We start from the raw sequence: 13,851 nt of genomic DNA, 5'->3' as shown, positions 1-13,851 counted from the left end.
GGCACTACTGGTCAACGCAGCACGATCTTTCCGCGACCGCCGCCCTCCTCGCCGGCGCGCTGCGCTTGCGCCGCATCGGTCAACGAGAACGTACGGACCGGCGGTAGGGAAAGCTCTCCGGCGGCGGCGAGATCGCCCAATCTGCGCAGTGTCTCGGTGTTCCTGTCGTCGGCGGTGCCGGATGAGAAGGTAATTCCCAGTCTGAACGCCGCAGCATCCGACAGTGTCACAATGCGCTCGACTCCCCCGCGTAGGTCCATCGCGGCCTCGAGGCCACCGCGGCCGGCATCAAGTACCGCATCGATACCGTTCGGCGCGAGTGCGCGCACCCGATCTGCCATGCCCTCACCGTAGGTCGTGGGCGTTACTCCCAATTCCCGAAGAGCGTCGTGGTGCCTCACGCTCGCGGTGCCGATCACCGTGGCCCCACGTTCGCGCGCCAACTGCGCAGCCATTGTTCCCACTGCACCCGACGCACCATTGACCAGCACGGTCTCACCGGCTTCGACACCGAGCAATCGCAGGGCGCGGTCTGCCGCCTCACCGGCGACGGGAATCGTGACGGCGTCCGTCCAACTCAATTGGCGCGGCTTCGGCACCACGACGGTGGCGAGCGCGTACTCCGCATAGCCGCCGGTGTCGGACCAGCCGAACATCTCGTCCCCAACCGTCACACCTGACACTCCCGATCCGGCGGCATCGACCACACCTGCGACCTCACTGCCGGGGATCTTCGGGAACTTCACCTTCATGACTTCCGCCATCGACCCCGACCGCACCTTCCAGTCGAACGGATTCACCCCGGCTGCGCGGATGGCGATGCGCACCTGGTTGCCACTCGGCTCAGGCACCGGAACGTCGACGGTTTCGAGGACCTCGGGACCGCCGTAGGCGGAGTACGAAATCGCCTTCATGGTCTGGTTCGTAATCGAATTCGCCATACCATCAATCTCGTCTTTTCTCGAGGTTTTGTCACCGCTTTGCGGTTGGTGAGTGTTCGCGAGCCCGGAAACCGTCGACGACGGTGGCGGACGCGGGGTTCGAATATCCGAACGGTCTACTCGCCCGGATCGAAATGTGACAGCCGTGAACCACTGAACCGGGCCGCTTCAGAGCCCTTGATGCGTTGGGCAGCAACAGTTGTCGCCGTCAGGTCATGGAGGCGCAAGCTCAGCGCCACATCCTGAGTTCGGGTTGGCTGCCGCAACTCCCCTGATCATCGATCGGACCCTACGCTAGATCGAGCTGGGGTCACACTCTCTCACTACCTCGAGTGAGAAGGGCCGGAGCCTGTTCGGCGATGTCGGTGTTGGCGATGTCGGTGCCGTGTAGTTCACGCCTGCAGTACCCACAGGCGAGACGTGGCGCGAAGGGATGCTCGAGTTCGGAAGCAGATGGTCGGTGCGCGAAGGTCATCGCCGGACCCTCTGGCGAGTGGAACCATCGCTGCCCCCAGGAGACCATCAGCATGATCACCGGAAAGAACGCACGGCCCTTGTCGGTGAGGTGGTACACGGGGCGGTCCGTCCGTCCGCCCATCGGGACGGGGTCGAAGATGCCGAGTTCGCAGAAGTGCCTGAGCCGGTCCGTAAGGACCGTCGGCGGCGCCGACAGGACGCGTTCGAAATCCTTGAACTGGCGGGCGCCCGCGAACGCTGCGCCGATCATGGCCGCAGACCAACGGTTTCCGAGCAAGGCGTAGGTCTGCGGGAACGCCAGATCGTCACCGGGCGTACCGCCGCGGACCCTACGACGGGTCAACGCATTCGGGACGCTGCGATCCCAGCCGCCCGCCGGGCCGAACGTGCCTGCTATGTCCCGAGACCTGACCACCTCTGAGCAGAACGCACACGTCAGTTCAGGTAGAAAGTCGCGACCACAGGCCAGGTGGTGCAGGGGCGGGATTGGTGGGGTGTGTTCGGGAACCCACGCCAGTTCCCACCCCCAGATCGCCACCAGCGACGCCCACAGATCCCGTCCGCGCTGGGTGAGGATGTACTCGTAGCGTGCCGGGCGCTGCTGGTACTCCGACCTGTGGAGCACGCCGAGATCGACGAGCATGCCGAGTCGGCTGGTGAGCACGGAGTTGGAGATCGGCAGTCGCTCGAGGAAATCCTGATAGCGGGTGGTTACTGCAATCGCGCAGCGCACGATCCGCAGGTTCCACTCGTCGCCGGTCAGACCCTGGGTGACCGCGATCGCGTTCGGGCCACCCGCCGTCAACTCCGTCGGCTGGTCGGATCCTTCGACCTTCCGGCGGTTGCTCACAATCCCAGCGCCGAGGTCATCGTGTCGGCCGTACGCCAGTTCGGGATGTTCGCGCCCGCTGCCCACGTGCTGTGCGTTCCGCTGGCGATGCGTTCGGGAAGCCTCAGCCGCGCGATCGGGCCGACAGTGACGTTTGCGGCGTCGAAGATCAGGCATTCGGACCGGTCGTTGGCGACATCCGTGGTCAGCGTGATGAGGTATCCGTCATCCTCCGCTGTGGAGCCGACACGGGGCGCCATAGCGGTCTCACTGCCGAACACCCCGTCGTCGAAGCGGTAGCGCTCCTCTTTGCCGGTCTCGGTGTCGTGCTTCACCAACCCGTCGAACAGGAAGAATCCGGGTGTTCCGGTGGCCGCGTACGTGTATCGGTGTCGACGTCCCGAGTGTGTGCCGTTGATCATCGGAAACTCGCTGATCCGATCACTGAGGCGTTCCTCGCTCACCTGTCCGGTGCGCAGGTTCAGACGCCACCGATGCAGATATGTCTGCATGTTGTCGAGGGAGAGGAAGCGTGAAAGTTTTTCGTAGTAACTGGCGTCCGCCGAGACCTGTGGTTCGGGATTGTCCTGGAAATACCCGTCGAGGACGATCTCGTCACCGTCCTCATAGGCGTTCGCCCAATGCAGCACGTACGTCGGAGCGGCTTCGAACCAACGGATCTCTTCGGATGCTCCTCGGCGGGGAATCACACCGATCCGGGTAGGCAGATTCGGGTGCAAACGTGCGGCGTACAAGCCCTTTCGGAGTAAGTCCTCGTCCCAGAACAGGGGGAAGTCATTGAGGATCGCGTAGTTCTCGGTGAACGACATGTCGTGCGGCAATCTCGGCCCGGGTAGCTCGATGTCCACGTAGTGCACCAGGCGGTTGTCGGGGTCGACGACGCCGTAGTGCATGTATGGGGCATCGGTGCCGTAGTTGAAAAACAGCATCTCGCCGGTGTTCTCGTCGACCTTCGGGTGCGCGGACACCCCGGCCGAGCTCGGGAACTTCCCGTGCCAGTCGGCCTTGCCTTGGTCTTCGAGCGTGAGGGGATCCATCCGATACAGGTCACCGCACTGGTAGAAACTGGTGATCGCGGTGCCTGCATGCACCACCACATCGGTGCTGGAGGCGTCCTTCATCCGTCCTCGCGCACCCCAGCCGTCCTCCCGCAACGACTTCGACGGGCGCTCGGAAATTCCCGCCCACAGCGCGTGCCCGGCTTCCTGCTCGGCGCGCAGCCCATCGGTACGCACGAATCGGTTGCGGTAGAAGGCCTTACCGTCCCTGAAACCGACGAGATGCACCATGCCGTCGCCATCGAACGGGTGATACCGGCCGATCGAGGATTGGACCGGATTCTCGGTGTTTCGCAGATACACCCCGTCCAGATCCACAGGAATCTCGCCGGACACCAACTCGAGATCGGGTGCATCCCACTCGGTGGTTTGTGGTCGCCAGGCGCCGGTTCGATACGGGTGATCGTCATCTGCCGGCAGTGTGCTGATAACGCGGCCTACTACGTCCATGTCCATTGAGGTTTCCAATCAGTCTGGGGCGTTGGTTGATTCGACGACGAAGCTGGCCACCGTCGTGGCACTGCCGCCAATGTTGAGGGTGGCGAAGCGGCGTGCACCCGGAACCTGGTAGCTGCCTGCTTGTTCGGTGACCTGCTTGTAGCCGTCGAACAGCATCCGGACCCCGCTCGCCCCCACGGGGTGACCCACTCCGATCAGTCCACCGCTCGGATTGACCGGGATGCGACCGTCGCGTTCGATGTCGCCTGCCTCGATTGCCTTCCAGCTCTCACCGGGCGGGGTGATGCCGAGGTGGTCGATGATCATGTATTCGGTCATCGAGAAGCAATCGTGTACCTCGGCTCCATCGATCTGCTCGATCCCGGCGAGGCCCGCGCGGCGCAAGGCATCCGCGACGGTCTGGTGGACGTGCGGCAACACGTACACGTCGTCGGCAGACGCCTTCAGCTTCTGTTCGAGCGGCAGGCCCGCAGTACGGTGCCCCCACCCCGTGATGGTGGCCATCGGCCGTGTTCGCAAGTCCGGCCTGCGCTCGAGCAGTCGTTCGGACACGAGTACGACGGCGCTCGTCCCGTCGGTCATCTGGCTGCAGTCTTGTCGACGCAAGCGTCCGGTCACCGGTGGGTTGTGCCGGTCGTCGTCAGTGAAGCTGTCCTCGGTCAGTGACCAGCCCCGGGTCTGGGCCAGTGGATTCGAGCGCGCGTTGTCGAAGTTGAGCTCTCCGATAGCTCGCAGGTGGACATCCTCGAGACCGTACCGACGGTCGTATTCGTCTGCCAACGTACTGAACATGGCAGGCCACACGTAGTCGACGTCACCCGCCTCGTGGCCGACCCAGGCCGCCGCCCCGAGCGTCCTGGCGCCGATGTCGCCGGACACCGTCTTCTCCAGTTCGGCGCCTATGACCAGGGCAATGTCGTAGCGGCCGGACTCTAGATCCGTCATCGCTCCCAGCACCGCCATGCTGCCGGACGCGCACGCGGCTTCGTGCCGGGAAGACGGAACTCCCTGCAGCTCAGGCGCCACCGTGGCAGGCATTCCTCCGAGCTGACTCTGGCCCGTGAAAAGTTCCCCGAAGGCGTTGCCTACGTGAATCACCTCGACCTCGTCGAGGCCGATCCCCGAGGATTCGAGAGCGCCATTGATGGCCTCGGAGAACAGGGAGTCGAATCCCAACTGGGCACGGTGCCAGTTGATGGCAAAGTCCGACTGGTAGCCACCGAGGACGTGGATCGTGTTCTGCGGCATGGAGGTTCTCCGGCTCGGGGTTGCAGATGGGTTGTGATGTTCGTCACCGACTACACTACATCTAACAGAGTGACTCCGCGGCCGTTTCACACACTGTTGCTGGAATGCGTGATGGGTCGGGTCAGCTGGCCGTACGGGACGTCAGGTCGATGGAGCCACCGAATCCGATGAAGCGTTCCGACGCAGCCGTGATATCCGCGATGAACCGTCGTTGTTCATCTTTCGGCGCATCTATCAGGCGCTCCGCACCCGACCACTGGGCTTCGGACAGTTTCCTTGCGAGTACGGCGGGGTCCGCGCACGGGGTCGCAATCCCGGCCTGACCGAGACCCTCGATGAAGCGGATATACCGACGAAGGATCCGGCCGTGCGCCGTCTCCATCTGCTCCTTGACCACAGGGTCGACGACCGCGCGGGCCTCGATCAGCGTGAACAAACGCCCGAATCGGTAGACCGTCTCGATGAACGCTGCGGTCGCCTCGGCCAGGACGGTACGAGGATCCGCACCGGGCCGGACCGGGATGCGCTGCGCCTCCATGAACGTGTCGAACACCGCGGCGGAGACGGCGTGGAAGACCTCGTCCCGAGAAGAGAAATGCGCCGAGAACTCCTCTTCAGAGATCCCCGCGCAGTCGGCGATGACCGCCTCGGTGGTGCGTTCGTACCCGCGTTGGGCGAAGCACCGCCCCGCAGTTTCTATCAGCACACACCGATTCGGATCGTTTTCGTGAACACGCACCGCACATGCCTCCTCGCGGCTGGGCCGGCGCCCTACGTGTCGGCCATCACACATTCTCGGTCCGCCGTCCATTCAAGTCAAACGGCGGCCGAATTGCTCTTGGAAGCGCCTGACTCATCGTGGTGTTAATCGGTTCGAAGCTCAGACCCGCTCACCCACACCGCGACTCGAGCAGTGTGGGAAACTTCAGCGGCCCTGCCAGATCGGCGGCCGCTTCTCCGCGAACGCCCTGGGCCCCTCGACTGCGTCCGCGCTGGCGAAGATGGTCGCGATCGCAGCGATATTGGCTTCCCACACTTTCGCGCCCCAGTCCGACTCACTCGCAGTGCGATGAATCATGGCCTTCGACTCACGCACCGACAGCGGAGCATTGACGGCGATCTGTTCCGCGAGTTCGAGCGCGACCTCGAGGGCTGTGCCTGCCGGGGCGACACGGTTGACCAGTCCGAGTTCTTTGGCCTGCGCCGCTGTAATCGGTTCACCAGTCAGCGCGATTTCCAGCGCAACCTTTTTCGGAATCTGCTGCTGCAGTCGGATGACGCCTCCGGCGGCGGCGAAGAGTCCTCGCTTGACCTCGGGAAGCCCGAGTTCGGCTTCCTCGTCCACGACGGCAAGGTCGCTGGCGAGGACGAGTTCCGTTCCGCCGCCGAGCGCGAAACCGTTGACAGCGGCGATCGTCGGCTTGCTGACCCAGTGCTGTGCGTATCCGGCAAAGCCCCACTCGGGGTGCCCTTTCGCCCCCGTGCTCTCACCCGCTGCGAGCGCCTTCAAGTCCGCTCCCGCGCAGAAGGCGCGGCCCGAACCAGTGATCACCACAACTCGCACTTCGGGGTCAGCGTCTGCCTGCTCCAGAAGGGTGCCGACAGCCGTCGACAATGCACCGTTCACCGCATTGAGTGCGGCCGGGCGGTTGAGCGTGATGATGCCGACTCCCCCGCGACGCTCCCACAATGCGGCCGGCTCAGCGTTCACGCTCTGCGTTGACACGTCAGGAACCTCCGATGCGCCATGAGTTGACACTTGCAATCCGCGAACCTTCCGCGCGCGCCACACCCGAGTGCAAGGTGTGACGCGCGCGAACGAGAGTGCGGATCAGGATCCGTACCCCAAAGGGTAGGAAATCAGCGACCGGGAAGCCACTGCATCGCCTTCACGAAAGGCGGCATGATCTTTGCCCACAGCTTCGGCGGCAACCCACGCGGCCCACCGAGGTTGAGGACGCGGGTGGTCGCGACGGTTTGCGGCTCGGTGTACTTGAGGAGGCCGTCGTCCCCGTGCCGACGCCCGACTCCGGACACACCCATACCGCCCATCGGAGCACCGGTGCTACCCCATGCCGGGCCGTATCCCTCGTCGACGTTCACCGTTCCGGCGTGGACCTGAGCGGCGATGGCCTCGCCCTCTGCCTTGGTTCCCGCCCACACGCTGGCATTGAGGCCGTATTCGGTGTCGTTCGCACGCTTGATCGCCTCGTCCACGGTTGCAACCGGGTAGATCGACACCAACGGCCCGAACGTCTCCTCGCGGTAGCACTCGGCGCTCTCCGGAACCCCGGTCAACACCGTCGGCTCGTAGAACAGTGGACCCAGGTCGGGTCGAGCCTTGCCGCCGGCGACCACGGTGGCGCCCTTCACGACGGCATCGTCGACGTGGTTGGACACCACCTTGACCTGCGCCTCCGATATCAAGCTCCCCATTTCGACACCGAAGTCGTAGCTGGCGCCCAGCTTCATGTTGCGGACGCGTTCGCCGAACATCCGGGTGAACTCGGGGGCGACGGACTCCTCTACGTAGATCCGCTCGATCGAGATGCACAGCTGGCCCGAGTTCGCGTAGCAGGCACGAACGGCGGCGTCGGTGACCTCTCGAAGGTTCGCACCCGCGGTGACGATCATGGGGTTCTTGCCGCCGAGTTCCGCGGAGAAGCCGATCAGGCGCCTCCCGCACTGCTCGGCGAGGAGTTGGCCCGTCGCCGACGACCCGGTGAACATCACGTAGTCGGTGTTCTCGACGAGAGCAGTGCCAACCACGGTGCCTTGGCCGGGGACCACGGCAAACAGGTCACGCGGGAGTCCGGCCTGGTACAGCAGGTCGACGCAGGCCAAGGCGCAATACGGGGTCTGGCTGTCTGGCTTGAGGACCACGGCGTTACCCGCGAGCAGAGCGGCGATGGCATCCGACACGGCGAGATTCATCGGGTAGTTCCAGGGGGCGATGACACCCACGACACCCTTCGCGTGGTGCCTCACCACGGTCTTGGTAATGCCCGGGAGCATGCCCGAAACGCGCCGCGGGCGCAGCAGCTTGCCTGCGATGCGCGCGTAGTGGCGGGCGGTGAGCGAAATGTCGAGGACTTCTTCCAGTGCATTGGCCCGAGACTTGCCGGTCTCGGCCTGCGCCATGTCCATCAGGGCGTCTCGGTTCTCGAGCACCAGGTCGCGGTAGCGATGGAAGATAGCGGCGCGTTCGGAAGCCGGTCGCTTGGCCCATTCCTTCTGCGCCACCCGCGCGCGGGCGACCGCGTCCTTGGCGTCCTGGGCGGTACCGACGGGGACGGTCGCCAATTCCTTACCGGTGAATGCCTCCACGACGGAGCGAGTCGGGCGATCCGCCGCATCTGGGATAGCGATGAGGTCGGCAAGCCGCGCAAACGTCGCGGCTGTTGGAGCAGGCATTTCATACCCCTACTGAATAGTAGTTAAATTCGGTTACATGTAATCTACCCGCTCGAAATCTACCCGCATCGTGTGCCAGGTCACATGTGAATCTCACACCGGGACCAATGTGGCCGCAGAGCGCTTGCACCCGGTGACAGGGTCGGGCCGTGTGATGATGTCTTCATGGCGAAGAGCATGCGCGATGAGGAGTGGCGCGCGTTCATTTCCGAAGGCACTCGCACCGGCAAGTTGTCGACCGTACGCGCCGATGGCGGCCCGCACGTAGCGCCGGTCTGGTTCGTTCTGGACGGCGACGATCTCGTCTTCACTACAGGAAAGACGTCGGTGAAGGGCCGCAACCTCGTACGTGACGCTCGGGCCACACTATGCGTCGACGACGAGCGCCCCCCGTTCGCATACGCGATCATTCAGGGCCGGGCCGAGCTCTCGGAGGATCCCGCCGAGCTGTTGAGGTGGGCCACACGGATCGGAGGCAGGTACATGGGGGAAGAGCGCGCGGAGGAGTTCGGTGAGCGCAACGGTGTGGCCAGCGAAATTCTGGTGCGCCTGCAGATTCAGAAGGTGATCGCACACAAGGCCCTCGCCGACTGAATCCTCGGCATCACCGCCACACCAGTTTGGATGTTCGTCGTTCACAACTGTCCGGCCAACCGGCGTACTGCACATTGGGTCGCCGATCGTCGGCACGGTCTACACAGCCGATTGGTTGTCCTCGACGGGGGTCCATCGCGCTCGCCGAATCCTCGCGATGTTCTGATGCCTACCCGTGGGCATGATTCCGGGGAGCACGAACTCCCACATGTCATCGACCCGTTCCGCGAGGTCGGTGCGCTTGGTCAACACCTGCGAGACGGTATCGAGACCGGTGAAGGCACCGATGACGAAGCGAGCGAATCTAGCCGGGTCGATGTCTCGACGGAGGTCGCCCTCCTCGACAGCCTTGGCGGTGAGTAACTCGCAACTGTCGATCCAGTCGAGATAGGGATCGGCAGGCCCCTGGTCGTCAATGCTCAGTTCGAGCGTGATCCTGATGCCTGCGCGAACAATTGGATCGTTGGCGATCTGCCGGACCAACTCATGGCAGAGCATAACGATCTGCTCGATCGCCGGGGCCTGCTCACGGCCGATCGCCTCGACGGACGCGATGGAGATACGGTGTTGCTCACCGATAATGAAGCGCGCCAAATCCTCTTTGGAACGGAAGTGGAAGTACAACGCCCCCTTCGTAATCCCGGCAGACTCGACGATGTTGCCGAGCCTGGCCCCTTCGAAACCTGACTTCTCGAACATCGCTGCTGCCCCACGGACGATCTGCCGTTTGGTAGCTGCAGCGCGCGCCTGCTGAACCACGCTCACACCTTTCCATGCCGCATGAGGAACGTAACGACGACTACGGCCGCGCACGACGTACCACATCGTCCGAACCGCCGACGCTACCAGCGAACTTCGATTGACGTGCTCTGCGGCGTGTAGGCCTACGACTACCTATTGCTGCGCGAGCGGCACCGAGTTGGGTTGTCCTGATTCCCGATTCATTCCACCCTGAAGGCCCGCGCCCGGGACCGAAGACGACTTCCCCGAGCGCGGCGCTTGCTGACCTGCCGTCTCTGCACAGCGACAAGCTCAGCCGAACAACTGGTATACGAACAATCCGGACACGCTGAGGATCGCGCAAAACCCAAACCCGCCGAGAACGTTCTGCCACCACTTGTTGCGGAGGTTTCCCATCAATGTCGATCTGTTGCTCATGACCAGCAACAGGAAGCCGAGGAACGGGGCAACCAGCACGGTCAGCGCTTGAGCGCCGATGATGAGCTGGATCGGATTCGTCTGCACCACGAGCGTGACAGACAAGCCAACGGCGAGGATTGCTGCGCTGGTCCTCTTGGCAATGGTGCTGCTCGATGTCGGACCCTTTCCGAGCGCGTCGGAGAGCATGATGCCACCACCGGTCGCGTTCGCGACCATCGAAGAGAACGCCGCACCGGACAGGCCGATGGCAAAGATCGTCGATCCAACGGGTCCGGCGAGCGGCTCGAAGATTTTGGCAAGTCCGGCAAAGGAAGACGCTTCGACGCCCTCGCGCCCGAGCACAGCGGCAGAAACGATCATCACGAGCGCTGACATGAAGGCTGGCGCGATAATGCCTGGGATGGTGCCGACGATGGTTGCCTCACGATATTCGGCTTCTGTGCGGTTGCGTTCGTGAGTTGTGTAAGAAGCAAAGAATGCTGCGTTGAGAGAGAAGTTGGTTCCGACGATGGAGACGACAAGCAGCTGTCCACCCGGCGGAATGCTGGGGACTATGCCATTCATCGCCTCGTACCAATCCGGCTTGGCGATGACGGCACTGATGATGAAGGTGGCTGCCATGACCGCAACGACCATCACCAGGAGGCGCTCGACCGTGCGGTAGACATTCCGGAACAACAAGATCAATCCGACCGCGGCCGTGCATACCACGCTCCACAACACCGGCGAGCCACCGAAGGCCAGCGACAGTCCCAGACCCGCCCCGACGGCGTTGCCGACCGAGAAGCACAGGGCAATGCAGAAGACGCCGCCGCCGGCAGCGACACCGACGCCGCGTCCGAACGCGTCTTTCACCGAGCTGATGACCGACACGGGTGTACGGATGCCGAGGCGGACGCTCATGTCCGCGTACGTGAGAGCGAAGATCGCCGAGCCCGCGAGCACCCAGATCAGGGCGTAGCTGTATTGGCTGCCGGCCTGGATGGAGCTGGCGAGGGCGCCCGGTCCGAACTGCCAGGCGCCGACGACGAACGCCGGTCCGGCCATCGCCAGGGTGTGAACCCACCTCCGTTGTGATCGGGGTCGGCGATTACGCAGGTCAGGATTGCGGGTGATCACTACGTCGTCTTCGAGCGGAACGGTTGACGCTCGAGATTCTTGTCTCATCGATGAGCATTCTTTCTATTGTTCGAACCCCAGTCAGTGATCCGCAGAAGAGAGAGCGTGGACGGGCGGTTCTCCGCCACTGAGGGTGCGATTGCAAGCGGCATCCCGCAAGTCGAGCCGTGGCGGAACCTGCGTTTGCGACGGCGTTGTCGGTCGGCCCACTGCCGGTGGCCGACCGACACCACCTGTACTCGCAATTAGCTGTGCTCGAAATTGGCTGCACTCGTAGATGCTGCACACAGCGGACAGCACTTTCGACCGGAGGCGCTAGGCCTCCTTGACTCCGCAGGGAGGTCTTACTGCCCGTACTCAGGCGTAGGCGACCACCGACTCCAGGCCCGCAGACGCCAGGGCGGCGGCGATCTCGGCGCCTGCTCCCTCGGCCAGCGGCAGAAGCGGCGAACGGACGGTCGCGTGTTCGAGGATTCCCCGAGCCACCAGGCCCTCCTTCAGCGCCACGGTGCCCTCCATGTGTGAGCCCCGGTGATAGACATTGCGGGTCACCGGCAGCAAGCGGTCATGGATAGCGCGGGCAGCGGGGTAGTCCTTGGCCTTTCCGGCGGCGATGAGTTCGACGAGCGGCTCAGGGGCGAGTCCTCCGTATCCGACCAGAGCGCCGTCGACATCGAACATCGTGTGGAGCAGGTACTCGTCGTGGCAGGTGAGGATCTGAAGGTCGGGGTTCTCCGAGCGAAGAACAGGAATTTCCGTGTCCCATCGCCGCATGTTGCGCACACCGTTCTTGGTGGCGAAGACGCCTGGCTGCGCGGCAATCTCGAGCTGGGTATCGAGGTCGTAGGTTGCCTTGGTGACATCGGGGTACTGGAACAGGATCAGCGGCAGCCCGGATTCCTCGTGAATCTGCCGGTAGCGATCCTGCGGGGCGCCCTTCTGGAAGCCGAATCGCAGCCAACCGTGGGATGGGTAGACGAGCCCCGCCGCAGCTCCGGCGGCCACTGCCCGCTTGGCTTCTTCGGCGGCGACCGCGGTTCCTTCGCCCGTGATTCCGGCGATGATCGGCAGCCGGTCATCGACGGCATCGCGGAACGCCGAGATGACGGCGGCCTGCTCGGACTGGGTGAGGAAGGTGCCCTCACCTGCATGGCCGAGCACGACGAGGCCCTTGACGCCATCGACGTGGGCCAGCCACGACCCGAGACGCCCGATTGCGTCGAAGTCGAGTGATTCATCCCGATTGAACGGGGTGATGGGAGCTGGGACAAGTCCTCGGAGGTCGAGTGAGGTCACGATCTTCTCGCTTAACTGTCGGTGCTGAATGGGAACGTTCCCGGGAACGTTCCCATCGTGCGATACAGTCATAGCTATGTCAAGAGTCACCTAGACAAAGGACTGTGACCCGGATTTCGCGGCTGGGGCGCTACTCGGGGCGAGGTGACATGCCAGGAGCGATAGATTGGGTAGGCAATGGAATCGAAGCGGTTTGTATCGCGGCCCGTGATGGACAAGACCCCACCCGTCACGTTGCGTGAAGTCGCCAAAGCAGCCGGCGTAAGCACCTCCACGGTCAGCCGGATCCTCGACGACCGCGTCCCTCCCTCACGGTCGGCGACGGCAGAGCGCGTTCGGGCGGCCGCCGAATCGCTCGGATATCGCCGCAACACGTTCGCGTCCAACCTGCGCCGCGGCGAGACGGCCACGATCGGTGTGCTCGTACCCCGGTTGAGCGATACGGTCATGGCGCTGATGTTCGAGGCGATCGGACGAGCGGCCGATCGGCTCGGCTATTTCACCGTGGTCGCGACGACCGGTGACGATCCTGCGGACGAACAAAAGGCGGCCCAGACGCTCCTGTCGCGCAACGTCGACGGATTGATCATCGCGTCGAGCCGGCAAGACGACGCCCTGGCGCGACAACTGCGTGATCAACGCGTTCCGCACGCACTGGTGCTCCGCACCGACGGGATCAGCCCGTCCTCGATCGGTGATGACGAAGCGGGTGGCTACCTTGCCACCCGGCACTTGATAGACCTGGGGCACAAAGACATTGCGGTTCTGCCCGGCCCACTGTTCACCTCGACCGCGACCGGTCGACTCGCGGGGAGCATGCGGGCACTCAGCGAAGCTGATATCACAGTCAACCCTGACTGGATCATCGAAACGGGTTTCGGAATCGAAAGCGGCGAAAAGGCGGGCCATCGGCTGTTCAGGTCATCCCATCGCCCCACTGCCGTCTTCGCCGCCAATGACAATCTCGCTCTAGGCGTCACCGCGGCGGCGCATCAACGGTCCTTATCCGTTGGTGATGACCTCGCGCTGGTCGGATACAACGACATTCCTCTGGCGAATCTGCTGCCGGTCCCTTTGACTTCGGTTCGCACACCATTCGATCAAATCGCTGCTGCCGCTGTCGATTTGATGCTCTCACGGGAGCCGATCAACGACCCGATCCGGCGAGCCATGCCCACCCTGATTCCCCGACGATCATCGGCGTCACCCGCGGCCGGAACCGGCCGCGGGTGAG

Annotated in this window: 12 protein-coding genes; 2 read left to right on the top strand and 10 right to left on the bottom strand. The window is 63.7% G+C overall.

Annotation, left to right across the window (positions count from 1 at the left end; genetic code table 11):
* Nucleotides 1-11: 11 nt before the first annotated feature.
* The 7 genes from AB0I57_RS10545 to AB0I57_RS10515 form a co-directional block, all read right to left on the bottom strand.
* On the bottom strand, nucleotides 12-914 hold the full coding sequence (locus tag AB0I57_RS10545; protein ID WP_358334877.1) for an NADP-dependent oxidoreductase: 903 nt from the start codon (nucleotides 912-914) through the stop codon (nucleotides 12-14).
* A 337-nt stretch (nucleotides 915-1,251) separates the two neighbouring features.
* Entirely contained in the window at nucleotides 1,252-2,268 is a 1,017-nt protein-coding gene (locus AB0I57_RS10540; protein WP_358333986.1) for a winged helix-turn-helix transcriptional regulator, read from the bottom strand.
* Entirely contained in the window at nucleotides 2,265-3,782 is a 1,518-nt protein-coding gene (locus AB0I57_RS10535; RefSeq protein ID WP_358333983.1) for a carotenoid oxygenase family protein, read from the bottom strand. Before AB0I57_RS10535 ends, AB0I57_RS10540 begins: the two co-directional genes overlap by 4 nt.
* Nucleotides 3,783-3,794: 12 nt before the next feature.
* Entirely contained in the window at nucleotides 3,795-5,033 is a 1,239-nt protein-coding gene (locus AB0I57_RS10530) for an acetyl-CoA acetyltransferase (RefSeq protein WP_358333980.1), read from the bottom strand.
* A 121-nt stretch (nucleotides 5,034-5,154) separates the two neighbouring features.
* Nucleotides 5,155-5,772: a TetR/AcrR family transcriptional regulator gene (locus AB0I57_RS10525; protein ID WP_358333977.1), complete on the bottom strand. Its 618-nt coding sequence runs from the start codon at nucleotides 5,770-5,772 to the stop codon at nucleotides 5,155-5,157.
* Between the two features lie 186 nt (nucleotides 5,773-5,958).
* Entirely contained in the window at nucleotides 5,959-6,759 is an 801-nt protein-coding gene (locus AB0I57_RS10520) for a crotonase/enoyl-CoA hydratase family protein (protein ID WP_358333975.1), read from the bottom strand.
* Between the two features lie 134 nt (nucleotides 6,760-6,893).
* Entirely contained in the window at nucleotides 6,894-8,447 is a 1,554-nt protein-coding gene (locus tag AB0I57_RS10515; protein WP_358333972.1) for a succinic semialdehyde dehydrogenase, read from the bottom strand.
* A gap of 165 nt (nucleotides 8,448-8,612) precedes the next feature.
* On the opposite strand from AB0I57_RS10515, the gene AB0I57_RS10510 reads away from it, so the two are divergent.
* Complete coding sequence (locus AB0I57_RS10510; RefSeq protein WP_358333969.1) at nucleotides 8,613-9,041, top strand: PPOX class F420-dependent oxidoreductase; 429 nt, start codon at nucleotides 8,613-8,615, stop codon at nucleotides 9,039-9,041.
* A gap of 99 nt (nucleotides 9,042-9,140) precedes the next feature.
* Here AB0I57_RS10510 and AB0I57_RS10505 read toward each other — a convergent pair whose 3' ends face one another.
* From AB0I57_RS10505 to AB0I57_RS10495, 3 genes are all read right to left on the bottom strand, one after another.
* The gene (locus AB0I57_RS10505) at nucleotides 9,141-9,800 is read right to left on the bottom strand and encodes a ScbR family autoregulator-binding transcription factor (RefSeq protein WP_358333966.1); all 660 of its coding nucleotides are present in this window, start codon (nucleotides 9,798-9,800) and stop codon (nucleotides 9,141-9,143) included.
* A gap of 273 nt (nucleotides 9,801-10,073) precedes the next feature.
* Nucleotides 10,074-11,249, bottom strand: a complete 1,176-nt coding sequence (locus AB0I57_RS10500) for an Nramp family divalent metal transporter (protein ID WP_358334874.1) — start codon at nucleotides 11,247-11,249, stop codon at nucleotides 10,074-10,076.
* A gap of 429 nt (nucleotides 11,250-11,678) precedes the next feature.
* Entirely contained in the window at nucleotides 11,679-12,617 is a 939-nt protein-coding gene (locus AB0I57_RS10495; protein WP_358333960.1) for a dihydrodipicolinate synthase family protein, read from the bottom strand.
* A gap of 210 nt (nucleotides 12,618-12,827) precedes the next feature.
* On the opposite strand from AB0I57_RS10495, the gene AB0I57_RS10490 reads away from it, so the two are divergent.
* Nucleotides 12,828-13,850 (top strand): LacI family DNA-binding transcriptional regulator, encoded by a 1,023-nt coding sequence (locus AB0I57_RS10490; RefSeq protein ID WP_358333957.1) that lies wholly within the window; start codon nucleotides 12,828-12,830, stop codon nucleotides 13,848-13,850.
* The last annotated feature ends 1 nt before the right edge of the window (nucleotide 13,851 follow it).

The sequence above is a fragment of the Rhodococcus sp. NPDC049939 genome, assembly GCF_040656415.1.
Classification (GTDB): Bacteria; Actinomycetota; Actinomycetes; order Mycobacteriales; family Mycobacteriaceae; genus Rhodococcus_F.
Note: the sequence above shows the minus strand (reverse complement) of the source record. Positions and strands in the feature narration are given on the sequence as shown.